Origin of the sequence: Limisphaera sp. VF-2, assembly GCF_049537125.1 — a bacterium.
In the GTDB taxonomy this organism is placed as follows: domain Bacteria; phylum Verrucomicrobiota; class Verrucomicrobiia; order Limisphaerales; family Limisphaeraceae; genus Limisphaera.
This window is the reverse complement of record NZ_JBMVQY010000002.1, coordinates 209,614-233,328: the sequence shown is the minus strand read 5'-3', so window position 1 is coordinate 233,328 and position 23,715 is coordinate 209,614. Positions and strand designations below refer to the sequence as shown.

At 65.1% G+C, this 23,715-nt stretch carries 19 protein-coding genes; 13 read left to right on the top strand and 6 right to left on the bottom strand.

Annotation, left to right across the window (positions count from 1 at the left end; all coding sequences use genetic code 11):
• Window positions 1-260: 260 nt before the first annotated feature.
• The 3 genes from ACPDIT_RS08325 to dapF all read right to left on the bottom strand — a co-directional run bounded on the left by ACPDIT_RS08325 (window position 261) and on the right by dapF (window position 4,200).
• Entirely contained in the window at window positions 261-698 is a 438-nt protein-coding gene (locus ACPDIT_RS08325; protein ID WP_423442739.1) for a hypothetical protein, read from the bottom strand.
• Between the two features lie 1,697 nt (window positions 699-2,395).
• Window positions 2,396-3,391 carry an endonuclease/exonuclease/phosphatase family protein gene (locus ACPDIT_RS08320; protein WP_423442738.1) on the bottom strand — a complete coding sequence of 332 codons (996 nt, stop codon included), beginning with the start codon at window positions 3,389-3,391 and terminating at the stop codon, window positions 2,396-2,398.
• The gene (gene dapF, locus ACPDIT_RS08315) at window positions 3,388-4,200 is read right to left on the bottom strand and encodes a diaminopimelate epimerase (RefSeq protein WP_423442737.1); all 813 of its coding nucleotides are present in this window, start codon (window positions 4,198-4,200) and stop codon (window positions 3,388-3,390) included. Before dapF ends, ACPDIT_RS08320 begins: the two co-directional genes overlap by 4 nt.
• Window positions 4,201-4,810: 610 nt before the next feature.
• On the opposite strand from dapF, the gene ACPDIT_RS08310 reads away from it, so the two are divergent.
• The gene (locus ACPDIT_RS08310) at window positions 4,811-5,578 is read left to right on the top strand and encodes a M48 family metallopeptidase (RefSeq protein ID WP_423442736.1); all 768 of its coding nucleotides are present in this window, start codon (window positions 4,811-4,813) and stop codon (window positions 5,576-5,578) included.
• A 475-nt stretch (window positions 5,579-6,053) separates the two neighbouring features.
• Here ACPDIT_RS08310 and trpC read toward each other — a convergent pair whose 3' ends face one another.
• Both trpC and prfB read right to left on the bottom strand, forming a co-directional pair.
• The gene (gene trpC, locus ACPDIT_RS08305) at window positions 6,054-6,881 is read right to left on the bottom strand and encodes an indole-3-glycerol phosphate synthase TrpC (RefSeq protein ID WP_423442735.1); all 828 of its coding nucleotides are present in this window, start codon (window positions 6,879-6,881) and stop codon (window positions 6,054-6,056) included.
• A complete protein-coding gene (gene prfB / locus ACPDIT_RS08300; RefSeq protein WP_423442734.1) occupies window positions 6,878-8,014 on the bottom strand; it encodes a peptide chain release factor 2 in 1,137 nt (378 codons plus the stop codon). Before prfB ends, trpC begins: the two co-directional genes overlap by 4 nt.
• 1,831 nt (window positions 8,015-9,845) lie before the next feature.
• Here prfB and ACPDIT_RS08295 point away from each other — a divergent pair.
• The 6 genes from ACPDIT_RS08295 to ACPDIT_RS08270 are packed head-to-tail and all read left to right on the top strand — an operon-like array spanning window position 9,846 to window position 15,733.
• The gene (locus ACPDIT_RS08295) at window positions 9,846-10,085 is read left to right on the top strand and encodes a DUF2061 domain-containing protein (protein WP_423442733.1); all 240 of its coding nucleotides are present in this window, start codon (window positions 9,846-9,848) and stop codon (window positions 10,083-10,085) included.
• A 38-nt stretch (window positions 10,086-10,123) separates the two neighbouring features.
• The gene (gene cysK, locus ACPDIT_RS08290; RefSeq protein WP_423442732.1) at window positions 10,124-11,086 is read left to right on the top strand and encodes a cysteine synthase A; all 963 of its coding nucleotides are present in this window, start codon (window positions 10,124-10,126) and stop codon (window positions 11,084-11,086) included.
• 13 nt (window positions 11,087-11,099) lie between these two features.
• Complete coding sequence (locus ACPDIT_RS08285) at window positions 11,100-12,794, top strand: NADPH-dependent assimilatory sulfite reductase hemoprotein subunit (protein ID WP_423442731.1); 1,695 nt, start codon at window positions 11,100-11,102, stop codon at window positions 12,792-12,794.
• Entirely contained in the window at window positions 12,791-13,447 is a 657-nt protein-coding gene (locus ACPDIT_RS08280) for a phosphoadenosine phosphosulfate reductase family protein (protein WP_423442730.1), read from the top strand. The genes ACPDIT_RS08285 and ACPDIT_RS08280 overlap by 4 nt, the downstream gene beginning before the upstream one ends.
• Before the next feature lie 43 nt (window positions 13,448-13,490).
• Window positions 13,491-14,396, top strand: a complete 906-nt coding sequence (cysD, locus tag ACPDIT_RS08275) for a sulfate adenylyltransferase subunit CysD (RefSeq protein WP_423442729.1) — start codon at window positions 13,491-13,493, stop codon at window positions 14,394-14,396.
• Between the two features lie 20 nt (window positions 14,397-14,416).
• On the top strand, window positions 14,417-15,733 hold the full coding sequence (locus tag ACPDIT_RS08270; RefSeq protein ID WP_423442728.1) for a sulfate adenylyltransferase subunit 1: 1,317 nt from the start codon (window positions 14,417-14,419) through the stop codon (window positions 15,731-15,733).
• A 152-nt stretch (window positions 15,734-15,885) separates the two neighbouring features.
• Here the strand turns inward: ACPDIT_RS08270 and ACPDIT_RS08265 are convergent, their stop codons facing one another.
• Window positions 15,886-16,089 carry a hypothetical protein gene (locus ACPDIT_RS08265; protein WP_423442727.1) on the bottom strand — a complete coding sequence of 68 codons (204 nt, stop codon included), beginning with the start codon at window positions 16,087-16,089 and terminating at the stop codon, window positions 15,886-15,888.
• A 301-nt stretch (window positions 16,090-16,390) separates the two neighbouring features.
• Between ACPDIT_RS08265 and ACPDIT_RS08260 the strand changes: the two genes are divergently transcribed.
• The 6 genes from ACPDIT_RS08260 to ACPDIT_RS08235 all read left to right on the top strand — a co-directional run bounded on the left by ACPDIT_RS08260 (window position 16,391) and on the right by ACPDIT_RS08235 (window position 23,637).
• Window positions 16,391-16,810: a hypothetical protein gene (locus ACPDIT_RS08260; protein ID WP_423442726.1), complete on the top strand. Its 420-nt coding sequence runs from the start codon at window positions 16,391-16,393 to the stop codon at window positions 16,808-16,810.
• Between the two features lie 13 nt (window positions 16,811-16,823).
• Complete coding sequence (locus ACPDIT_RS08255; RefSeq protein ID WP_423442725.1) at window positions 16,824-17,696, top strand: type II secretion system protein; 873 nt, start codon at window positions 16,824-16,826, stop codon at window positions 17,694-17,696.
• 256 nt (window positions 17,697-17,952) lie between these two features.
• A complete protein-coding gene (locus ACPDIT_RS08250; RefSeq protein WP_423442724.1) occupies window positions 17,953-18,405 on the top strand; it encodes a hypothetical protein in 453 nt (150 codons plus the stop codon).
• Window positions 18,406-18,491: 86 nt separating this feature from the next.
• Entirely contained in the window at window positions 18,492-19,790 is a 1,299-nt protein-coding gene (gene lysA, locus ACPDIT_RS08245) for a diaminopimelate decarboxylase (RefSeq protein ID WP_423442723.1), read from the top strand.
• A 337-nt stretch (window positions 19,791-20,127) separates the two neighbouring features.
• The gene (shc, locus tag ACPDIT_RS08240) at window positions 20,128-22,092 is read left to right on the top strand and encodes a squalene--hopene cyclase (RefSeq protein WP_423442722.1); all 1,965 of its coding nucleotides are present in this window, start codon (window positions 20,128-20,130) and stop codon (window positions 22,090-22,092) included.
• A gap of 81 nt (window positions 22,093-22,173) precedes the next feature.
• Entirely contained in the window at window positions 22,174-23,637 is a 1,464-nt protein-coding gene (locus ACPDIT_RS08235; RefSeq protein WP_423442721.1) for an NADP-dependent isocitrate dehydrogenase, read from the top strand.
• The last annotated feature ends 78 nt before the right edge of the window (window positions 23,638-23,715 follow it).

Here is a 23,715-nt window from a genome sequence, read left to right as displayed (position 1 = left end):
TAATCATGCCATGTAGATTCCCGTGGCGCCATGGGCCGGGTTATCCGGGTACAAGGGCAACCGTCGATCCGGCGACGTGTCGGCCGCGGCCGCGGCCGGCGCCGGCAGGCAGTGGCGGACCAAGCAGACACAGTCCTTCAAACGCTACGCGCGCGTGCCGCAGGGATGCGGGGCCTGGCTGCGCAATCCCAAAAAGCAAACGGGGCGAGCACCCTTTCGGTGTCGCCCCGCGGAGCAAATGAAGGAAGCCTTGACGGGAGCTATTTCTGCTGAGCCTTGCCCTGCTGGGCCTTGCGGGCCGCGCGCCACGCCGCCCAACGGCGTTTCTGTGCCTCGATGATCCGCCGCCGGCCCTCGGGGCTGATCTTGCGACGCTTCGGAGCCCCTACCGCCGCCGGCGTCGCGCTCGGAGCGGCCGGAGCCGACGGGGTAACCGGCGCACCCTTGGCCAACGCCCAGCGCCGTCGGGCTGCCTCGGCCAGACGGGCTCGGGCTTCGGGCGTCAAACGTCTGCGGCCCCCTCGCCCTCCGGGGGCCACCCGCGCCGGCGCACCCGCCGGAGCCGCCGCCCCGCCAGGGGCGGTGGCCGCACCGCTCAGCAGTGCGTTCAGCTCTTTCTCAAGGGCTTCGATCTGTTCTTTGATGGCAACTGCACGACGCAATTGCTCACTGGACAAACTGGCAAGTGCCGCATTCATGATGACAGTTAAAGCCCTGGCTCACCGGTTTGGCAAGCAAGAAAATTACATGCGGAGCGAAGTCCATAAGCTCCCCAAAGATGGCACGCCTCCGACCACACCAAGTCTGTCCTCATGCTAAGAGCGCGTGCGAAGCCCCTGAGTTTTCGACTTGGTTGAGCTCTGGTGACTTATTCGTGCCCGGATCAGGGTGAGCGAGTGCTCTTGGCGGCTCGGCCGGGCTTGCCACGGCGGCTCGTTTGCCCGCCGCGGAAACGGTTTCTGGGCCAGGGTCACTACCGGTCCTCCGCGACCATTCAGTAGCCGCGGCAGCAACGGGAGCCGCCGCAAGACGGCCAATCCGGAATGCGACCACGGACCCACGTCCCCGACGTCAGCCACCCCGGTAACGCGGCGGGTGGAGAATGGTTCGGCCAAGTATCTGTGGGCGGCCGGCCCTTTGAGTTGGCCAAGTTGGATTCGGCCTCCTTCCCGGGCTTCGCTGCTGGCAAGGCTCCCGGCTGCGGCTTTGCCACGAACCGCGCAGATCCAGTTTCCGGGTTGGTAAACGAGGCCACGTTTCCCCAAAACACTTGTGCAGGTCGTCGATTGGGTGGGATGCTTTCGAGGAAGCAGCCTGTTTGGCAGCCAATCCCGCGGAGCTCTTCATTCGACCAGCGATCAGGATGGAGAAAAAGGCCGGATTGCAGAAAGCGCCCACGCAATTGTTCGATGTGCAAGAGTGCCCGTTCCAGCAAGGGACGTTTATCACCACTCTGCGATGCTCCGACATGCCCGGGCCTCTCTCCCAGAACGCTGGACGGGAAACGGAGGACAAGGGCATGAGGGATTGAACTCCAAGTAGTTGCCAACAATCATCCTGCCCATCCTGCCTCCTCTCCGCGCACAAACACCGGGCTCCAAAGGGATCCGTTCGCCCGGGTACCCAGTGCGACCTTCCATGTCTTGCAAGGCCGGGGATGCAGACAAGGTGTTTTTCCTCAAACGTGCACTCAGAACAATAACCAACTAATCGGGAGAAACCGATGTTGCGCTTGCCGCAAGCGGTACAACCTCTCCCTCCGCAGCAGGCACTTGCCGCGCATCTTTTCCCGCCGCGCATCCCAACCGCTGTCAAGCAAAACAGCAACTCGCAAATACCGCGATGTGCCCCACGGTTCACATGAATCGTGGGAAGCGGGAGCAAGCACGGGCAGCCAGACTGACACCGGCATCCACGGCGTTTGAACGGGGATGCGCCCTTGGAATTCCCGGCACGGCCGCCGGGGCTGCGTCGCGGACGGGAACCGTTCGGGTCCCGGCCGGAAGCCGGCAGGAATCCGACAAGGCTGCCGCGGCCCCGCGTGCCGTTTTGCGACGGAGCAGCGCTCGAAAAGGCTGGCCGTATCCTGCTCGCCGAGCTGCCGAGATCCATATGGCTGCGAAACAGGCCGCACTTTTTCCCCGACGACACGGGTGGCCGATCGAAACCACCAGTGGCTCACTCGTGAAGACCTCCATTGGCCGAAGCGCGACCCCTGGCTGCGTGGGCGCCGGTTTCGCCGAACAGGTTGATCCTTCCAACAGCGCCGGATCCTCGACCTGAGGCAAGACCGTCAACGGCCAGAGACACGGGCTCGAGCGGAAGCAACCACGGAGCCTCCGGTCCTCCTGGCTCGGTCCCGGCTCCGGCAAATTCCCCCGCCGCCCGTGGGTCCTCAACGGTCTTCGGCCACGAAGGTTGCCAGGACGGGACGATGATCCGACGCCAGGCCCCAGTCGGGAAAGGCAAGCACGTAAGTCTCCTCCGGCACCCATTCGCGCGTCATGCCGCGGCTGAGCAGGACGTAATCGACGCGGGAATAGGAATCCTCGGGCTCGTAGAAATGCGTCCACGTGATGCGAGGGGGATCGCTGCGAGGCCGCAGGGCGGGAACCGTGTCCCCGTTTCGTTCAGCGGGCCGGGTGTCCGTCAATCGAATGCGGCCCGAACCCAGGATGGTCCGAACGGGGCGCGAGTTCTTCACATCATTCAAATCGCCGGCCACCAGCAGGTTCGCCTCCGGCTGAGCCGACAGCCGTTCCTCGATCTTTGCGCGTAGAATCCGCGCCTCCTGCAGGCGCATTTCTGCTTCATCGGCAACTCCCACCGGTCGCCGCGATTTCAGATGAACCCCGAACAAGGTGAAGCGGTAGGCGGAGGCCACCTCGATGTCCACCTCGGCGATGCCGCGGCTGACATGCAACCTGCGTCCCGCCAGAAGATAACTCTCGTTGGTATGATGCCGGCGAGCCACGATCGGAAACCGACTCAGCACGGCAACTTGGATGTTCGTGTCCCACCCCGGCACAATCTCCGCCCACGGGTAATCCAGACCTTCCCCCTTGAGACGGCCCCGCAACTCTTCCAGGGCGTCTGACCCGCCCATCTCCTGCAACACGAGGACGTCCGGCGCCAGCGCGCGGATCGCTGCACATACTTGGGCTCGCGATTCGGGACTTTTGACGGGGCGACCCGTCCCCTCCCGGAGGATGTAATTGGCCACGTTGTAGGTGGCGACCCGGAATTTCGGAGCTTCTCCCGACGCCACCACGGCCCAAAGCGCCAGGACCCACACGATCGATACCATCCAGGTCCGCCCCGGCCACCGCCCGAAGCCGGCCGGGGCAGCCTTCCTCCGTCGCTCTTTCGCTGAAACCTCGTGCGTTTTCACAGCTCAATCCGTCCTTCGAACACGAACTCCGCGGGCCCGGACAACTGCACGGTGTCAAAGGAGTCGCCCCGCCGTTCGAACCGAACCTCCAGCGTATCTCCGCTCTGCACCCGGACACGAACCGGAGATGCGAAATCGTGCTGGAGCGCCGTGATCAATGCCGATGCCGTAACCCCGGTGCCGCAAGCCAGTGTCTCTCCTTCCACGCCCCGCTCGAAGGTGCGCACCCGGATCCGGCCCGGCTCCAGCACCTGGACAAAGTTCACGTTCGTCCCCCGGGGAGCGAACTCCGGGTGCCATCGCAGCTCGGGTCCCAAGGTGCTGACGGCCGCCCGGTCCGCGTCCTCTACAAAGAGCACCGCGTGCGGCACGCCCGTGTTGATCGCATGCACTTCAGCCGGGCCGGTACTCAGGTGAAGTTTCAGTCCCAGCCGCAGATCCGTCGGCGGAGTCAGGTCGACCGCCACGCACGCATCCTCCAAACGAGCGCGCACCACACCGGCCAGCGTTTCGAAGCTCAGCGTGTCACGAGCCCAACCCGTCACCCGCTGGATAAACCGCGCAAAGCAGCGCGCTCCGTTTCCGCACATTTCCGCACAGCTCCCATCGCTGTTGTAAAACTCCCATGCCCAGTCCGCCCGGCCCGACTCGCAGCGCCGCAAACCAATGATGCCATCCGCCCCGACCCCCCGATGCCGATCGCAAAGGCGTCGAATCAAGGCCGGGGTCAATGAGACCTCCCCCGCGCGGTTGTCGAACAGGATAAAGTCATTGCCCGCGCCATTCATTTTCCAGAACTGCAGAACCATGGCTCCAACCTATCCGCCCCGGCTCCGGCAGAGAAGTGCAAAGCCCACCGACGCACCCGTGGTCAACCACCCCGCCGCACAGACGGCTGGCTGCCGGCTGACCCGGCCGCCACGAAAGTCCCCGTAAGACGCGGAGCCCGGACCGCCTGCCGGGCTTACCCGCCCAACGACACATCCTCGCGGGCACTCCGCGGGATTGAATTCCAGCGTCAGCCGCCCCGCCCCTGCCCACGTCCTTCGGGACCGGTTGGCGCGCGGCCGGTCACGCACACCTCAGGATGCCAGGGATCCCGTCAGAGCAACGCACCGGACCCGGCCATCGCGGCATCAGGACCACCTGATCGCACAGGGACCTGCAGGGGAGGCCAGGTCTGGGTGCAGCCGGGTTCTCTCCTGCGCGCGAGGGCATCAGACACCAACTTGCAAGGCCACCGGATCGCCCTCCACTCGAACCTCCGGCCCACGCCAGGCCACAGCTGCGGCTCGTCGGGTTTTGGAATTGCAATTTTGCCGGTCCTTCCCATGTTTGCGCCTCAGCGCAGGCACTATGAGGTACCGATCCAGACCAGTCGAAGAATGTGTCTTCGGTCCCGTGGGGGCCGTGGCTCTCATGATTTTGCTGCTGTTTCTGGGCGGGTGCGCCACGGTGCCCGAGACGGGCCGACAGCAGTTGCGTCTGATCTCCGCGGCCGAGGAGGTTCAACTCGGGCTGCGCAGTTTCGAGCAACTCAAAAAGGAGCTGAAGGTCAGCAAGGATGCCCGGGCGCAGGCGATGGTGGAAAAAGTGGGGCGCGCCATCGCGGCTGTCGCGCCCCTGCCTGATGCACAGTGGGAGTTTGTCCTCTTCGAGAGTCCGGAAGCCAACGCGTTCTGTTTGCCGGGCGGCAAGGTGGGCGTGTTTACCGGCCTGTTGCCCATCACGCAGGACGAGGCCGGGCTCGCCACTGTGCTGGGCCATGAGATCGCCCATGCAGTGGCCCGCCACGGTGCGGAGCGGCTGAGTCACGAGTTGCTGCGGCAGGCGGGGGGCCAGGTTCTGGCCGCGAGCATCTCGCACGCCGATCCCCGGGCCCGGCAACTGGCCACCGTGGCGTACGGTCTCGGCACCCAAATCGGGGCCATCCTGCCCTACAGCCGGCTCCATGAATCCGAGGCAGACCATTTGGGGCTGCTTTACATGGCCCGAGCCGGCTACGATCCGCGTGCGGCCATCGCTTTCTGGCAGCGCTTCGCGGAGTACAACCGCCGCCAGGGCGGCGCAGCGATGCCGGCGTGGTTGCGCACGCACCCCCTGGATGAAACGCGGATCCGGCAGCTCGAGGAATGGATGCCGCAGGCACTGGCCGAGTATGAACGGGCCAAAGGCAACGCCCCCTGAACCGCAGACTTGAAATGACTTTCGCGCAGCCCCGCATCACGGGCCGGGCAATCGGTGGGGGCCCATGAGGTCGGGGCCCGAAAGCCGTGGGTCAACCGCTCGTCGAACCCGGAACCCTCGGCGTCGCAGCCACCGTTTCTTGCCATATGGCCCACGCATGCCCGTTTGCATCCGCCGCTGCAGGCAAAGCCCTGGGAGCTCCTTGCCGGCCGCTCCGGAGGTTTGCAGGTTGGGCAAGAGCCACAGAGAAAGGCGCCACTCTTCCAGGGGCGTCGAGTGGAGCACCAACTCTCCAGCCCCGGGTTTCGCGCCGGAAAGCGTTCAGCACTCGGGCCGTGTTCCCAGCGCCAAGGACCGTGGATAAACCCGCTGGCCGCTCCTTCCGCGGGCCGCGATCCACCCTCGGACCATGAATTCGATGGCGCCTCTTACCGGTCTCATCCCGGACAAAGAGGCCGCCGAAGGCTGCGGCACCTCAGTCTCCCAATAATGCACGCATCTGCGCCCGAAGATCCGGACTGCGCATCAGACTTTCCCCCACCAAAATCGCGTCTGCGCCGGCCGCCTGCACCCTCTCCACGTCCGCGCGAGTATGAATTCCGCTTTCGGCAACCAGCAACGGGCGTTGGGCCGCATTGGGAAAATGCATCGCCAGGCGCCCGGCAAGTCGTTCCGTTGTCGCCAGGTCCACCTGAAACGTGCGGAGATCGCGGTTGTTCACGCCGATGAGATTCGCCCCTGCGCCCAGGGCAGTTTCCAACTCTTCCTCGTCATGCACTTCCACCAGCACGGCCAGGCCCGCGCTCCTGGCCAGGGCATGCAACTGCTGCAGTTGCTCCGCAGAAAGAATGGCTGCAATCAGCAACACCGCATCGGCCCCCCACTCCACCGCCTCCCGCAGCTGGCGACTGTCCAGAAGGAAGTCCTTGCGCAACAGAGGCAGATTCACCGCGGCACGCACCGCCCGTAAGTAACTCAACTGCCCCTGAAAAAACGGGGCATCCGTGAGGATCGACAGGCAGGTGGCCCCTGCGGCTTCATACTCTCGCGCAATGCTCACCGGGTCGAAGTCCGGCCGGATCACACCGGCGGAGGGAGAGGCCTTTTTCACCTCGGCGATCAGGGCGATCGAGCCCCGCCGGGGCCGGCGCAGCGCACCCGCAAAGTCGCGACGCGGGCCGTGCTCTTGGACGGCGGCCTGCAGTTCTTCCGGGCTCACCGGCCCGCCCGGCAGGCGCGCCACCTCCTCCCGTTTGCGGGCCACGATGCGGTCCAGGATGCTCGCCGTATGAGGGGGAATCATTCCTCGTCTTCCGTGTCCTTGATGCCCTGCTGGCGTTTGGTGGGACAGCCGGCCCGCAGCCATGCGTGTACGAACATGTCCAGGTCCCCGTCCAACACCGCATCGGTGTCGCCCGTCTGGACCCCCGTGCGGAGGTCCTTGACCATGCGATAGGGCTGCAGCACATAGCTGCGGATCTGGTTGCCCCAACTGATGCTGCCTTTCTCGCCGTAGAACCGTTCCATTTCGGCCCGCTGCTGGTCCTCACGCAGGGCCATGAGCTTGGAGATCAACAGCTTCATCGCCGTGGCACGGTTCTGGTGCTGGGACCGCTGGCTCTGGGAGGCCGCGACAATGCCGGTGGGCAGGTGGGTAATGCGCACCGCGGTTTCCACCTTGTTGACGTTTTGGCCGCCCTTGCCTCCCGAGCGGTAAAAGTCGATCTTGAGGTCGGCCGGATTGATCTCGATTTCCCCGGAGTCCTCGATCTCGGCGATGACGTCCACACTGGCGAAGCTGGTGTGGCGGCGTTTGTTGGCGTCGAAGGGCGAGATGCGCACCAGCCGGTGCACGCCGCGTTCGGCCTTGCAAAAGCCATACGCATTTTCCCCGCGGATGGTCAGCGTGGCGTGTCGGATGCCGGCCGCTTCCCCGGGCAGAATATCCTCGATTTCGACCTCCCAGCCGCGCGACTCGGCCCAGCGCTGGTACATCCGCAACAGCATCGCGGCCCAGTCGCAGGATTCGGTCCCCCCCGCGCCGGCGTTGATGCTCATGATGCAGTTGCGATGGTCGTGAGGCCCGTTCAACAGAATCCGCAACTCCAGCTTGTCCAGCTCCTTCAAGAACCGCTCGGTCTCCGCCGCCAGATCCGCGGCAATGGCCGGTTGAGCCGAAGGCGGTTCGGCGCGGCCCAGCTCCAGCATCAGGCGCAAATCTTCCAGTTGCTTTTCCGCCTTCAGCAGCGGCTCGATCTTCGAGCGAAGCTGACTGGATTCCTCGATGAGCTTTTGGGCCTGCTCACGGTTGGCCCAAAAGTTCTCCCCCGCCATCAGGGATTCGATCTCCCCGAGGCGTCGCTGAGCCCCGGCCACGTCAAAGAAACCTCCGTAGATACGCAAGCTTCTCCGCTGCCGAAGCAATCTGCGTCGCAATCACATCGAACATGCCCTTCAGCATACGTTTTTTTGCTTCTCTGGCAACGGCCCAGCGACCTGCGCAAGAATCGCGACTCCCCTGCGCTTCCCGGAAGACACCCCCGGCGACGGGTTTGTGAGGCTTGGCCACGGTCGTTCCGTCCTTCGTGTCCCGGGAACCCATGCCTGCTCCCACCGCAAACCCGGCGGGAAGGCTCTCCCACGAGTGGTCCACCCGCCCGTTTCCCTTGCGGAGCAAAGCCGCTCTATTCGGTTGCACTTTGACGGGCTCGCGGCGAAACGCTGGCTGCGATAAGCCCGGCGCTCGGAAGGTCCGCCGCTATCGGCTCCCAGGATCAACTTCCGACACCGCCCGCGAACTGGAGTCGAGCTCGCGCAGAGCCGAACCCGGCAGGGCCGAAGGCCATCCGGAGAATTACCGGATCCCGAGCGGGCTCCGAGTGCCTCAGCGGGCGAGAGGGTTTCCCTCCCGCACGCACATTCCGCAGGCTTCGGGTTCTTCGGCCGGCGCCGGACGAGATTGTGAAAAGAGCCGCAACCATTTTGTCGGGTCTCCCAACTCCAATGAGCTGTTCCCTCCAGTTTCCGTGCAAGGAGGTGTTGAGCCGCGCCTTCAGAGGCCCTCGCTCGGTCGGTTCAACAAGGGCCGTAATTTGGCTCTTCGACGCCCCGTGGGCCCTTTCGAGTTTCATCAACAATCATTTACCCCGGGTGCGGGCGCCCTGCGGGACACGTTCCAGAGGGCGCAGAGCATTCCGTCATCGACAGGGACAAAGGCCCATCCAAGTGGTACCGCCGCTGGAAACCTCGAGCGGACGCAAGGGGTCCGCAGAGAGATCCTCGAGCGAGGTTGCCCCGAGGAGTCGCGCGGGCTAGTCAGGCGGGCGGGACTGCGGACCTCCGGTCGGATTATCTGCAGGCTCCCCCGGGCCCGGTCCCCTTCCTGCCCGCGCCCGCGGTTGCTCCGGCTGGCGATCTCCGGTTTGCGGATGCGTTTGGCCGTCCCGGCTCAACCAGAAGTGCTGGCCGAATTGGGCAACAATGGGCGGGCTGCCTCCGGGTCGCGCCCACGGGTTTGGGCCGGGAGCCCATGCAAAGCGCACACATCCCGCAGTCGAGGCACCGACACTTGGACTCTCGAACAAGGCACGATTGACGATGCACTTCCGACCCTGAGGAAACCACGGGCGCGCGTCGGTTCGTGGCGAAAAGGCGAGGTTCGGCAGGAGGAATTGGGTCGTTCGAAACCGGGCGCCCAAACCGACTGACGCACATCCATTTGGCATGCAATGACTTGCGCTCAAGAACAGGCTTTTTCAGTAAAATGCACAATCTCTATTGACATTGTTGTGTTTTTCACTATGCTCTGTCTCGGATGATGTGCGGACAGCCGAGAAAGATGACACTGATCCCAACCAAACGGGCAATTCGGCCGGCCGCGACGGGCCGCCGTCGGAGCGTCGGGCAACGCCCATGCCGTTGCAGCCCGCCAGTTCTGGCCACCCGCTTATCACCAAGCTGCCAAGCGGTGCGCACCATCCGCGCCTCTTGGCGATCGATCCAGCCGCCACGATCTGAACCGGACAACGCCGAGGCCCGTGGCGTTCGGCTCCTTGACCGGGTCGCCCATCGCAAGACGAGCCACACGCCTGTCCGGAAAATGAGTTCGTACACCTCCAGTGGCCGGCGGTCGGGCCACGCGATGCCCGTGCGGGCATCCGCTTCCTTTCTCCCGGCGGGCTTGGGGCGGTCCGCCGGGGGGCCCGCGCCCGGAGGGAAGCTTCAACGAACCGACGCATGAACCGCGTGCCCCTTGCTGTGAAACTTCATGGCCAACGCAGTTACCGAAAAACCGTATCGCAGCCTGATCAAGGCAATTTCCTGGCGCATCACCGGCACGCTGGACACGATTTTCATCTCGTTCCTGGTGACGGGAAAACTGAAGGCCGCTGTCTCCATTGGAGTGATCGAGCTGGGTACCAAAATCCTCCTTTACTATTTGCATGAGCGGGTTTGGAATCGGATTCCCCTGGGCCGGGTGAAAGCTCAGGAGGATTACAGCATTTAGTCGCAGGGAAACCACAGGGAACACAGGAGACAACAGCCATGCCGATGTATCCGGACATCGTCGGAACCGTGGGGCGCACCCCGCTGGTGAAACTCAACCGCATCACGGCCGGGTTGGACGCCACCATCGCGGTCAAGTGCGAGTTTTTCAACCCGCTCAGCAGCGTCAAGGACCGCATCGGGTACTCGATGATTGCCGCGGCCGAGCGGGACGGGATTCTCACGCCGGACACCACCATCATCGAGCCCACTTCGGGCAATACGGGGATTGCCCTGGCCTTCGTGGCGGCGGCGCGCGGTTACAAGCTCATCCTGACCATGCCCGAAACGATGAGCCTGGAGCGACGCACCCTGCTGGCCATGCTGGGCGCCCGGCTGGTGCTCACCCCGGGACCCGAAGGCATGCGCGGCGCCATTCGCAAGGCGGAAGAATTGCATCGCGACATCCAACCCTCGTGGATCCCCCAGCAGTTCGAAAACCCGGCCAACCCCGAGATCCACCGCCGGACCACCGCAGAAGAGATTTGGGCCGACACGAACGGGAAGATCGACATCTTCGTGGCCGCGGTGGGCACCGGCGGGACCATTACCGGCGTCGGCGAGGTCATCAAGTCGCGGAAGAAAGATTTCAAGGTGATTGCGGTCGAACCCAAGGATTCTCCTGTGATCACGCAAACGTTGCGGGGTGAGCCCATCAAACCGGGCCCGCACAAGATCCAGGGGACCGGGGCCGGTTTCGTACCCAAGGTGTTGAACCTGCAAATCCTCGACGAGGTCATCACGGTCAGCAACGAAGACGCCTTTGCCATGGCGCGTCGGCTGGCCCTGGAGGAGGGCATTTTGGCCGGCATTTCCAGCGGGGCCAACGTTTGGGCGGCCCTGCAGGTGGCCAAACGCCCGGAGAACAAAGGAAAACTGATCGTGACGGTGGCCCCCAGCACGGGCGAGCGGTACCTGAGCACGCCGCTTGCGGATGAGGCCCGCCGTCAGGTCCAAGCGTAATCTCCCACTGGTCATGAGCGCACCGAACCCTTCCGCCCCTCTCACCCACAATGAGGAACTCAAGTCGGGTTGCCCCACCCTGGCCGGCACCATCGCCCCCACGCTGGCAGACCCGGCGCAGGACCACTTCAGTCATGACGACTATGAGTTCCTCAAATTCCACGGCATTTACCAACAGGACGATCGCGACCTGCGCAAAACCGGCAAGAAATACATCTTCATGGTGCGCGGTCGGATCCCGGGCGGGGTCATGACCGCCCGCCAATGGCTGGCCTTCGATGAGTTGTCGGCTCGCTACGGTAACAACACGCTGCGGATCACCACCCGGCAGAGCATTCAGTTTCACGGCGTGGTGAAAGCGGGACTGCGTCCCCTGGTCAAGGGCATCAACGACTGCCTGCTGTCCACTCTGGCGGCCTGCGGCGACGTAAACCGCAATGTGATGGCGCCGCCGACGCCGGCCTACACCCCGGCGCGGGCGGAGGTGCTGGCCGATTGCCAGCGGGTCGCCGAGGCCCTCAAACCCCGCACCCCGGCCTATCACACGATCTGGGTGGAGGGCGTGGAGTTGAAGCTCGATCAGCCCGGGAACCGCGATTTCGTGGACCCGCTCTACGGCCCCGGCTATCTGCCCCGCAAGTTCAAGACCGGCTTCGTCATCCCGCCGATCAACGACATCGACATCCTGACCAACGACCTGGGCTTTATCGCCATCGTGGAGAACGACCGGCTGGTCGGATACAACCTCGCCGTCGGGGGCGGCATGGGCCGAAGTCACGGCAATGCCCAAACCTATCCGCGCCTGGCCGATGTCCTGGGATTCCTGCCCCGGGAAAAAGTCGTCGAAGTCGCCAAGGCAGTGCTGACGATCCACCGGGACTACGGCGACCGCACCAATCGCAAACATGCACGGCTGAAGTACGTGGTGGCCGAGCGCGGCGTGGACTGGACCCGGGCCGAGGTCGAAAAACGTGCGGGCTTCCCCCTCGAGCCGCCCCGACCGTTCCATTTCACCACCACGGGCGATCTGCTGGGGTGGCACCGGCAGGTGGACGGTCGGTGGTTCTTCACCGTGTACGTGGAATCCGGCCGCGTGAAGGACACGCCCGGGCTGCGACTCAAGACTGCGTTGCGCCAAGTGGCAGAGCGCTGGCCCGACCTCGAGTTTCGTCTCACGCCGAATCAGAACGTCATCCTGGCCAATGTCCCCGAGTCGGCGCGTTCCGAGCTCGACGCACTGCTGCGCGAGCACGGTGTGCGCACCGATCGCCAGACCACCGTGATCCGGGCGGCCGCGCTCTCCTGCCCCGCCCTGCCCACCTGCGGGCTTGCCTTGGCCGAATCCGAGCGGTTGCTCCCCACGGTGCTCGACCGCCTGGAGGCCATTGTCGCCGAGCTCGGCCTGCAGGATCAGGAGATCATCGTGCGCATGACCGGATGCCCCAACGGCTGCGCCCGACCCTACATGGCCGAGATCGGCCTGGTGGGCAAGGCCCCGGGTCGATACCAGTTGTGGGTCGGCGGCGACGTCGCCGGCACACGGCTGAACCGGCTTTGGAAGGACACCGTCAAAGACACCGAACTGGAAGCGGAGCTGCGCGCCCTGCTCGAGCGTTACGCCCGGGAACGTCTCCCCGGCGAACGGTTCGGGGATTGGGCCGTGCGCGAGCTCTGGCCCCAGCTGACCGAACCCGCCCTGGTGGCATGAATCCCGACCTTTTGAAACGTTGGAATGCAGAACTCCGTCACCGGCCCGCTCCGGAGATTGTCCGGTGGGCCCTGGACCAGGCGGAGGGTCGCGCCGTGGTTTCCACCAATTTCCGTCCGTACGAGGCCGTGCTCCTCCACATGTGTGTCCAGGCCCAGCCTGACATCCCGGTCGTGTGGGTGGATCACGGGTACAACCGCCCGGCCACCTACCGGCATGCCGAGACCCTGCGGCGCCTGCTCAACCTCAATTTGAAGATCTACCTGCCGCGCATCTCGGCGGCCCATCGGGACGCCGTGTACGGTCCCATTCCCGGTCCCGAGGATGAAGAGGGCCTGCGCCGCTTCAGTGCCCTGATGAAATTGGAGCCCTTCCAACGCGCCATGCGCGAGCTGGCCCCGCGCGTCTGGCTCACGGCCCTGCGCAAAGTCCAGAACCCGCATCGCGCCACCCTCGACATCGTCACCTGGGACGAACAATTTCAGACCTTGAAAGTCAGCCCGGTCTTTTACTGGACCGACGCCGACATGGAAGCCTATCTCCAGGCCCATCAGCTTCCCAACGAGTGGGATTACCACGACCCGGCCAAGGCCGATGAGAAACGCGAGTGCGGCTTGCACGCCCCCTGGCGGGCGCCGGCCGCCTCCGCGTGAGGCCGTCCATTTCCCTCCGCCGGGTCCGCGGTGCTGATCGACCATGAGCGTGACTTATCACCTGGATCATTTACAGTATCTCGAAAGCGAGGCCATTCACGTGCTGCGCGAAGTGGCCGCCGAGTTCGAGCGGTCCTGCATTCTCTTCTCCGGCGGCAAGGATTCGATCTGCCTGCTCCGCCTGGCCGAAAAAGCCTTTCGCCCCTCTCCCATCCCGATGCCGCTGTTGAACATCGACACCGGCCATCATTTCCCGGAGCTCAACGAGTTCCGCGACCGCCGCGCGCGGGAGCTGGGGGCCCGCCTCATTGTCCGTACCGTTGAAGACGCCATCGCCCGCGGCATCGCCGTGCCCACGCCGGGCGAGATCAGTCGCAACCGTCTGCAAATCCCCACCCTGCTGGCGGCCATCGAGGAGTTCCGGTTCGATGCCTGTGTGGGCGGAGCCCGACGGGATGAGGAAAAGGCCCGGGCCAAGGAGCGGTTCTTCAGCTTTCGCGACAGCTTTGGCCAGTGGGATCCCCGCAACCAGCGGCCGGAGGTCTGGAACCTCTACAACACGCGGGTCAACCCCGGCGAACACATGCGGGTGTTTCCCCTGTCCAACTGGACCGAACTGGACGTTTGGGAATACATCCGCCGCGAAAAGCTGGAGGTGCCGAGCATCTACTTCAGTCACCAGCGGCTCTGCGTTCGTCGCCAGGGCCAGTGGATGCCGGTCACGGATCTGTTGCCGCCCCGGCCGGGCGAGGAAGTCCGGGAACTGCGGGTGCGCGTGCGCACCATCGGCGACATCATCAGCACCGGCATGATCGAGAGTCCCGCCGACAGCGTGGACGATATCATCGCCGAGATCGCCGCGGCCCGCGTGACCGAGCGCGGCTCGCGGGCCGATGACAAGAGCAGCGAGGCCGCCATGGAAGACCGCAAGAAGCTTGGGTATTTCTGAGACCGGATTCGAGTTGCGCCATGATCACGCCCCCCAGCATTGAAATCCTGCGCTTCAACACCTGCGGCAGCGTGGACGACGGAAAGTCCACGCTCATTGGTCGGCTCCTGTACGATTCCAAAAACCTGATGGAAGACCAGCTCGACGCCCTGGAACGATCGGCCGATCTGACCGGAGGCGGGCAGATCAACCTGGCCAATGTCACGGACGGGCTGCGGGCGGAGCGCGAACAGGGCATCACCATCGACGTGGCCTACCGGTACTTCGCCACCCCGCGCCGCCGGTTCATCGTCGCCGACACCCCGGGTCACGTGCAGTACACCCGCAACATGGTCACCGGCGCTTCCACCGCCAACCTGTCCATCGTCCTGGTGGATGCCCGGCAGGGGGTCACCGAGCAAACCCGTCGCCACAGCTGCATCGCCGCCCTGCTCGGCATCCCGCATATTGTCTTCGCCGTCAACAAAATGGACCTGGTGGATTGGAGCGAGGAGCGTTTCCTGCAAATCCGGGCCGACATCGAAGCCTTCCTGCCCAAGCTGGATGCGTTTCGTGACGTCAAGTTCATCCCCATCAGCGCCCTCCACGGTGACAACGTCGTCGACCCCTCGCCCCACATGCCCTGGTACGAGGGCCCCACGCTGCTCCGGCACCTGGAAACCGTTCACATCGCCAGCGACTGGAACCTCGCGGCACTGCGCTTCCCGGTGCAATGGGTCAACCGGCCCCATCGTCCGACCGACCCGCGCCTGCACGATTTTCGCGGGTTCAGCGGCCAACTGGCCGGCGGCATCGTCCGCGTCGGCCAGCCCGTGTTGGTGCTGCCTTCGGGATGGAAAACCCATGTGCGCGAAATCTGGACCCCGGCCGGGATCGAACCCGAGGCCTTTTGCCCGCAGAGCATCACGCTGGTCCTGGAACATGACCTCGACATCAGCCGGGGGGACATGATCGTGGGAGTCGATGCGCTGCCCGGCATGAGCCAGGACGTCGTCGCGCGGCTCTGCTGGATGCATCCCCGCCCGCTGACCGCCGGCCGCAAGTTTCTGCTCAAACACACCACGCAAACCGTCCAGGCGGTCGTCACCGGTTTGGAACACCGACTCGACATCGCCTCGTTCGAGCCCCAGCCCTGCCCGGCGGAGCTGCAGCTCAACGACATCGGCGAGGTCCGGATCCACACGGCCAGGCCCCTGATCTACGACGGTTACGCCAGCAACCGGCTCACCGGCTCCTTCATCCTCATCGAACCGGGGACCAACGCCACCGTCGCCGCCGGCATGCTCCGTCCGCCCACGGAACCGGCGCGGCTCGAGTACACGGACTTTGTGATCTGACGCAAGGGGCGGGGCCTCCCCGTGCCTCCGTCCGACGCCTGCGGCGCAGAACCGGCTGCACCGTGTTCTCCCCGGGCGTGGGCCCCACCGTTCGTTCCGAAGGAACGTCCGGCAGGGCCCGTTCTCCCTGAGGGTCCGCTCCGCTCCCGAAATCAGCGCGGAACCCCGCTCGGGGTGGGAGCGCCCACCACGGGCGACAGGGACCAACCCCGCACCGGCTCGCCCGCCGCGTCCACCACCCGTCGCATTTGGGCAAACCACCACGCCGCACGGGCCCGCCGCCGGTCGGCCGGCGTGTGGCGCCGGCGCGCTTCACGTCCGAGGGGCAGCTCCAGTTGCGTTGTCATCGTCTTCATGCGTTGCCTCTTTCCGATCATTGGCGGCTCCAGCGTAACGGAGGGGGTCGGACAAATACTGGGGTAGCCTCAAAAAACTCAGAAGCCCCGGAAACGCCACGCGTGTCCGCTCGCGGGGAATCCTTCAGGGGCAGGGCCCCGTTCTGTCCCCAATTCTCATGACATGCGCGGACCCCGCTTGTGGCGTAGGTTGCGGCGTACACCGGCCCGGTGGGTCGGCGCGAAGGGTCCTTGGCCTATGACCGGCAGCAACCGATTCAAGTCCCGCCCCTGGTCGCGTCGCGCAACGAGGGGAGCGCTGATGCTTCTGGTTCCGATGAGCCTGCTGACGAGCTGCCGGGAGCGCGGTTCGGACGAAACCGTGCCCGCCGCGCCTCCGCCGGGCGCGGCAGAGTCCGTGACGCCGCAGCATCCGGCAGCGGAACAATCCCCCGCGGCGATGCCGGCACCCGGCAACGCGCCCGTGCAAGGCAGGGGCGGGCGGTCCTCTCCGGCGCAGACCCAGGGCAACGTTTCCCCCTCCGTGCCGGGCTCGCCCGCAGTGGATTTGGACGCGCTAACCCAGGCCGTGCGCCGTTACGGCGCTGAAAAGCGGCGCGTCCCTTCGAACCTCAACGAAGTGGTCGCCGCGGGATACCTGAAAGTCCTGCCACCCCCGCCGCCCGGCATGCGCTACGTCATCGACCCGACCCGCTTGGAAGTGCTTTTGGTCAAGCAATAATCTGGCGCGGACCATGACCATCCCCCATCGCTGGAGTCTCCCTCTTCGGCCCTCTCCCCGAACGGCCCCGCTCAAATCGCTCCGGGCCTGGGGCCCTCCGGGGTTTACGCTGATCGAACTGCTGGTTGTCATCGCCATCATCGCCATCCTGGCAGGGCTGCTTTTGCCCGCTTTGTCCAGGGCCAAGGCCAAGGCCCACACCACCCAGTGCATGGCCAACATGAAGCAGATCGGCGTCGCCATGGCCATGCACGTGAACGAGAACAGCGACATGTACCCGTACGCCGCCATCTACACCGGCGACTACATGTACCAAATGTCCTGGGACGACCTGCTGCATCGCAGTCTGGGGGGCACGGCGCCTCAGCGGGAACTCGACCTGGCCATCATGGACAGCATCTACGTGCCGAAGTTGTTGAAGTGTCCCGCCGACCGCGTGCCGAACACCGTGGTCTGGGCCCAGTACGGCCAGCGGCGCACCTACTCGATGATTGAGGCGTCCCTGTCGGTCAACCGGTTCGGGGACCCGTTGCCTCCCACGTCACGGGGCGTGGGGGTCTATTACTGGTGGCGGGGCGTCTCGGGCCTGCCCAACTGGGATCAGCCCGGCTATAAAAGCAGCGTGGTTTTGCAGCCGGCCACCACGTTTCTCATCGCCGAAAACCCGAAGACCAACAACATCGCCGGCAACTGTTGGCCGGCGGCGGTGCCCAGCCCGGTCGTGCAACTCGACGGTTACGGAGGACCGGTCTATTTCCTCCACAACGGGCGGTTCAACTATCTGCTGCACGATGGGCACAGCGAATTACTGAAGGTGGAACGCACGATCGGCCGTGGTTCCATGAACGACCCGCGCGGCTATTGGACGGTGGTTCCGAACGACTAGGTCGAGGCGCCCATCCCGTTGGGGGGTTGCCCGATCCTCCCGCAAGCCCGCCAAGGCCGGTCGTCGTTTGTCCCGCCCGGTCGGATTCCTTCCTCCTTGAGCTCAGACCGACCCGCCCGGGAAAAGTCCCCTGGCCTCCGGTGTGAGAACCCGCGCCCGGGCCGGTGTCGGGGCGGGCTCCGAGGAACCTCGGTTGCTCGAACAGCGGCGGAAAATCGGTTGCGCGGGCGAACTCTTTGGCCTAGTAACTGGGCTCATGAGAGTCCATTGGTTGGTGGTGCTCGGCTGGGTGGCAGGCATTGGGCTGGCGCCAGGGCGAACGCCCGCCGCGGAAACCTCCTCTGCGGGCGCGTCCGTCGCCCGACGGCCCTTGTACGCACCCCATCATCCCTTTGGCACCGAGCGCGCCCGGCGCACACTGGACGCGAGCGCGGCTCCCGCAACTCGAACGGAACTCTCTACGGCCCGGTCGAAGCCGGACGAAGGACAAGCGCCCCCGGAATCGCGCGTCCCCTCGGCAGCGGCCCCGGCGCAGCCACAACCCGCAACTGCCCCTTCCGGCTCCCCGGCCCCTCTGCCTCCGGTGGAATCGCCGCTGACCGCCGAGCAACAAGCCCGCCTGGCTGAGCTTCTCGAACGGTACAAGGCCGACCAGATCACGCCACAAGAATACCACCGGGAGCGGGCCCGGATCCTCCGGCAACGGTGAGGGCGACCCGGCACAGGTAAACTTCCCTGCCCCGGGACGCGACGTCTGCTGCTGCGGTCCAGGAAACCTCCTCCAACCCACGATCCATGCACTTTTTCCGTTACCGAGGCAACGAGCTGTTTTGCGAAGACGTGTCGCTGGTCCACCTGGCCCGGCGGTATGGCACGCCGCTCTATGTCTATTCCCAACGCACGCTGGAGCAGAACTTCCGCCGGCTGGACGAGGCCATGGCGCCGCTCCGACACCTGCCCTGTTACGCAGTCAAGGCCAACTCGAACCTGGCGGTGTTGCGCGTCATGGCCGACCTGGGCGGCGGATTCGATGTCGTCAGCGGGGGGGAATTGCAGCGGGTTCTGGCCGCCGGCGGGAAGGCCGAGCGTTGCATTTTCGCCGGCGTGGCCAAGACCGAGAAAGAAATCGCTCAGGCACTCCGGGCCGGTATCTATTGTTTCAACGTTGAGAGCGTCCCCGAGCTGGAACGGATCGACCGGGTGGCCGCCGACCTGGGCACCGTGGCCCCGGTGGCCGTGCGCGTGAACCCGGACGTGGCCGCCCGCACCCACGCCAAGATCACCACGGGCACGTACCAGAACAAGTTTGGAATCGCCTTCGAACAGGTCGAGGGCGTGTACGCCCGGGCCGCCCGCCGTCGACATCTCTGGTTGCGGGGGCTGCAAATGCACATCGGCTCGCAACTGGTGCGGGTCGACCCCTTCGAACAAGCCGTGCGCAAGGTTGCCCCGCTGGCGCATCGTCTCAAAGACCGTTACGGCATCGAGTTCTTCAGCATCGGGGGCGGCCTGGGAATCGTCTATGAACAGGCGCTGGCCAGCGGTGACCCTGCCTGGTGGCAGTCGCCCCAGGGACGTCGCATGCTCACCCCCGAAGTGTACGCCCGGCGGCTCGTGCCCCTGCTGGAACCGCTGGGCCTGCGGATTCTTCTGGAGCCGGGCCGATTCTTGACCGGCAACGCTGGCGTCCTGGTCACGCGGGTCGAATACATCAAACAAACCGGTTCCAAAACGTTCGTGATCGTCGACGCCGCCATGACGGAGCTGATTCGACCCGCGTTTTACGATGCCTACCATGAAATCGTGCCCCTCCGGCGCCGCAAGACCCCGGCGGTGGTCTGCGACGTGGTGGGCGGCGTGTGCGAGTCGGGCGACTATTTTTGCAAGGACCGTGCGCTGCCGCGCGTGCGGCAAGGAGATTTGCTGGCCATCCTCAGCGCGGGGGCCTACGGATCGGTCATGGCCTCCAACTACAACACCCGGCCTCTGGCGGCCGAGGTACTGGTGTCTGGCTCTCGTGCCGCCCTGGTCCGCAAACGCCAACCGGTGGAAGCCATTTGGGGGTTGGAACAGCTGGCGCCGTGGCAGCAGTAACATCCCCGCCCGATCGGGATGCCCCACCAGCCGCTTCGGCTCCGCGTTGCCGTTTCCGACAGCCGCGCCTGCGAGTTTGCCGCGGCAAGACCCGTTGCACCATGGCGGTCCCGAGGCAGGAGCGGACTTTGGTGTTTGAGCCCGGATCCACGAATCCCGGGGAAACGCCCGTTTCCCCCAGCCTTCCCCTGCCGGGGACGCGCGGAATTCCGCCGAGGCTTCCAAGCCGTGCATAAACCTGAAATGCGCCCCGTAAGGAGGGGTGCCCCCGGCGGGTTTGAAGGCTTTACAGCGCCCCGGCCGCCCTGCATGCTGTGGCGCGATGACACAACGTTCCATGAACGCGGTCCCGGTGTCTTCCGTTCGGCCCGGGGCATCCGCTCCGGGAGACACGTGGTCGGCTCGGATCGACGAGGCCATCCGGCGTTCCCAGGAGTTCTGGCTCGGCCAGCAAAAGCCGGAAGGGTATTGGATCGGCGAGTTGATCGTGGACGTCACGCTCGTGGCGGACATGGTCGCGTTTCACCATTGGGACCGCAGCGTGGATCCGGCCTGGCAACGCAAGGCGGTCCGTCACATTTTCGACAAGCAACTGCCCGACGGAGGCTGGAACATTTACCACGGCGGCCCGGCGGAGGTGAACGCCACGATCAAGGCGTATCTGGCCCTGAAGCTGGCCGGCGTTTCTCCCACCCACCCGCGCATGTTGCGCGCACGCGAGGTGGCCCGGTCCCTCGGGGGGGTGCCCCGCTTGAACACCTTCTCCAAACTCTATCTGGCGCTGCTGGGACTGTACCCTTGGAAATACGTGCCCACCATCCCCTGCGAGGTGCTTCTCCTGGGCAAATGGTTCCGCGTCAACTTCTGGGACATGAGCAATTGGACCCGCGCCATGCTCGTGCCCCTGGCGATCATCAACCATTTTCGGCCCACCCGACCCTGTGGGGTGGATCTGGATGAACTGTATCCCGAGGGCTTCCACGAACGCGACCTGCGCCTGCCCCGGGATCCCGACTGGTTCACCTGGCGCAACTTTTTCCTCTGCCTGGACAAACTGCACAAATTCGCCGAGCTCTGGGCACGGGCGGGCATTCATCCCTTCCGCCGCCGCGCCCTGCGCAAGGCCGAGCAGTGGATGTTGGAGCGTTTTGAAGGCTCGGACGGTCTGGGAGCGATCTTCCCGGCCATGCTCAACTCGCTCATCGCCCTCAAGGCACTCGGTTACCCCGACGACCATCCGGAGGTCATCCGTGCCCGCCAGAAGCTGAAGGAGCTCGAGCACGAGACCGCCGATTCCATCCGCATCGAACCCTGTTTCTCCCCCGTGTGGGACACGGCCATCGTCACGATCGCACTGCGCGAATCCGGTCTGCCGGCCGATCACCCTGCCGTCGTGCGCGCGGCCAACTGGCTGCTGGACCGGGAAATCCGCTTCCGCGGGGACTGGCAGTACAAAAACCCCGCACCGGTGGAGCCCAGCGGCTGGGCCTTCGAGTTCAACAACAAATGGAACCCGGACGTGGATGACACCGCCATGGTCCTGCTGGCCCTGCGCCTGGTCCCCACAGAGGATCCCGCCCGACGGGATGCCGCATTCCGACGCGGGCTGAACTGGATGCTCACGTTCCAGTGCCGGGACGGCGGCTGGGCCGCCTTCGACAAGGACTGCACCAACAACATCCTCGAGAAGGTGCCCTTCGCCGATCACAACGCGATGTTGGACCCGGAGTGCGCGGACATCACGGCGCGCATTTTGGAATTGCTCGGCAGGGAGGGATTCCCCCTCGATCATCCGCAGGTCCGGCGGGCCATCGCCTATCTGCGCTCCCAGCAGGAAGCCGACGGGTCATGGTACGGCCGCTGGGGAGTCAATTACATCTACGGCACCTGGCAGGTGTTGCGCGGCTTGCATGCCCTCGGCATGGACATGCACCAGCCGTGGCTGTTGCGCGCTCGCGATTGGTTGGAAAGTGTGCAACACGAGGACGGCGGCTGGGGCGAACGCTGCAACACCTACGACGACCCTGTCTTCAAGGGCCAGGGCCCCAGCACCGCCTCCCAGACCGCCTGGGCGGTGATGGGGTTGTGTGCCTTCGGCGATCCCCATCGACCCTCCCTGCGAGCGGGCGTTGAATACCTGCTGCGCACTCAGAATCCGGATGGCACTTGGACGGAGGAGGAAACCACCGGTACGGGCTTCCCGAAGGTCTTCTATTTGAAATACGACAGCTACCGGAACGCCTGGCCGCTGCTGGCTCTGGCAACCTACCGCCAACTGTGTCAGCGTGCCCGGGGTACGTGAAGCCCGGATGGCACGGGAGGAACCGGCGGGGCAGAACCGGGCAGCCACAATTCCATCGGAATCAACCATCCTGACAGAGGCATGAGCACGTTCACTGCATCCAACAAGCGAACCGTCACAGTGATCCCCGGCGACGGCATCGGGCCGGAGTGTGTGCGAGCGGCACAACGCATTCTTGAAGCGGCCGGTGCGCCGATCGCGTGGGAAGAATGCGAGGCCGGTGCCAGCGTGTTCCGCAAGGGCATCGCCTCCGGGGTCCCCCACGAAACCATCGAGTCCATCCGGCGCACCCGGGTGGTCCTGAAGGGTCCCTTGGAAACGCCCGTCGGTTTCGGCGAAAAGAGCGCCAACGTCACGCTGCGCAAGCTCTTCGAGACGTACGGGAACATCCGGCCCGTGCGCGAGCTGCCGGGCGTCCCGACCCCGTACAGTGGCCGCGGCATTGACCTGGTGGTGGTCCGGGAAAACGTTGAGGACCTCTATGCCGGCATCGAGCACATGCAAACGCCGGGCGTGGCGCAGTGTCTGAAGCTGATCTCGGCCAAGGGCTGTGAAAAAATCGTACGCCTCGCCTTCGAGCTGGCCCGCGCGGAGGGACGCAAACGCGTTCATTGCGCCACCAAGTCCAACATCATGAAGCTGACCGAGGGCATGCTCAAACGGACCTTCGAGCGCATCAGCCCCGAATACCCGGACATCGAAGCCCAGCACATCATCATCGACAATTGCGCCCACCAGCTTGTCAAACGGCCGGAGCAGTTCGACGTCATCGTCACCACCAACATGAACGGCGACATCATCAGCGACCTGACCTCGGCCTTGATCGGCGGGCTGGGCTTTGCTCCCTCGGCCAACATCGGCAACGACGTCGCCATCTTTGAGGCCGTGCACGGTTCCGCCCCGAAGTATGCGGGCAAGAACGTCATCAACCCCACCGCGGTGATCCTTTCGGCGGTCCTGATGCTGCGGCACCTGGGGGAATTCGAAGTCGCCGCCAAGATCGAACACGCCCTCCTGGTCACCCTGGAGGAGGGCAAGGTCCGCACCGGCGACGTGGTGGGCTATGACAAGGGTGCCTCGACCACGGCCTTCACGGATGCGGTGATTGCCAATCTGGGTCGGCGCTCGGAACGCTGCCGCGTCCGCGACTACAAGCCCCTCCGACTGCCCCAGGTGGACGCCCGGCCGGACTTTGTCCGACCCCAGAAGCGGCGGGTGATCGGTGCCGATATCTTCGTCGAGTCGCCCCTGTCGGCCGAGGCATTGGGCCAGAGTCTGGAACGGCTGGCGGCCGACTCGCCGCTCAAGCTGAAAATGATCTCCAATCGCGGCACCAAGGTGTTCCCGCCCACCGGCGCCATCACCGACTGTGTGGATCACTGGCGGTGCCGGTTCGTGCTCCGGGACGGCGCCGGGGAAGTGACCGACGCGGCCTTGTTCGCCCTGCTTCAGCGCGTGGCGGCCGAACATCGCTGGATGCACGTGGAGAAGCTGCAGGAATTCGACGGCAGCCTCGGGTTCACCATGGCCCAGGGCGAGGACTGAACGTCCTTCGCCGGCGAAACGTTCTGCGGGGCCCCGACCCCCGTGGGCCCGGGGACGCAAGCGTGGCCGTCTCCCCCC

Coding starts and splice junctions, on each gene's coding strand:
- ACPDIT_RS08325 (WP_423442739.1), bottom strand. CDS start 698: ATGAATGCGGCACTTGCCAGTTTGTCCAGTGAGCAATTGCGTCGTGCA.
- dapF (WP_423442737.1), bottom strand. CDS start 4,200: ATGGTTCTGCAGTTCTGGAAAATGAATGGCGCGGGCAATGACTTTATC.
- ACPDIT_RS08310 (WP_423442736.1), top strand. CDS start 4,811: ATGATTTTGCTGCTGTTTCTGGGCGGGTGCGCCACGGTGCCCGAGACG.
- trpC (WP_423442735.1), bottom strand. CDS start 6,881: ATGATTCCCCCTCATACGGCGAGCATCCTGGACCGCATCGTGGCCCGC.
- ACPDIT_RS08295 (WP_423442733.1), top strand. CDS start 9,846: ATGGCCAACGCAGTTACCGAAAAACCGTATCGCAGCCTGATCAAGGCA.
- cysK (WP_423442732.1), top strand. CDS start 10,124: ATGCCGATGTATCCGGACATCGTCGGAACCGTGGGGCGCACCCCGCTG.
- ACPDIT_RS08285 (WP_423442731.1), top strand. CDS start 11,100: ATGAGCGCACCGAACCCTTCCGCCCCTCTCACCCACAATGAGGAACTC.
- ACPDIT_RS08280 (WP_423442730.1), top strand. CDS start 12,791: ATGAATCCCGACCTTTTGAAACGTTGGAATGCAGAACTCCGTCACCGG.
- cysD (WP_423442729.1), top strand. CDS start 13,491: ATGAGCGTGACTTATCACCTGGATCATTTACAGTATCTCGAAAGCGAG.
- ACPDIT_RS08270 (WP_423442728.1), top strand. CDS start 14,417: ATGATCACGCCCCCCAGCATTGAAATCCTGCGCTTCAACACCTGCGGC.
- ACPDIT_RS08265 (WP_423442727.1), bottom strand. CDS start 16,089: ATGAAGACGATGACAACGCAACTGGAGCTGCCCCTCGGACGTGAAGCG.
- ACPDIT_RS08260 (WP_423442726.1), top strand. CDS start 16,391: ATGCTTCTGGTTCCGATGAGCCTGCTGACGAGCTGCCGGGAGCGCGGT.
- ACPDIT_RS08255 (WP_423442725.1), top strand. CDS start 16,824: ATGACCATCCCCCATCGCTGGAGTCTCCCTCTTCGGCCCTCTCCCCGA.
- ACPDIT_RS08250 (WP_423442724.1), top strand. CDS start 17,953: ATGAGAGTCCATTGGTTGGTGGTGCTCGGCTGGGTGGCAGGCATTGGG.
- lysA (WP_423442723.1), top strand. CDS start 18,492: ATGCACTTTTTCCGTTACCGAGGCAACGAGCTGTTTTGCGAAGACGTG.
- shc (WP_423442722.1), top strand. CDS start 20,128: ATGAACGCGGTCCCGGTGTCTTCCGTTCGGCCCGGGGCATCCGCTCCG.
- ACPDIT_RS08235 (WP_423442721.1), top strand. CDS start 22,174: ATGAGCACGTTCACTGCATCCAACAAGCGAACCGTCACAGTGATCCCC.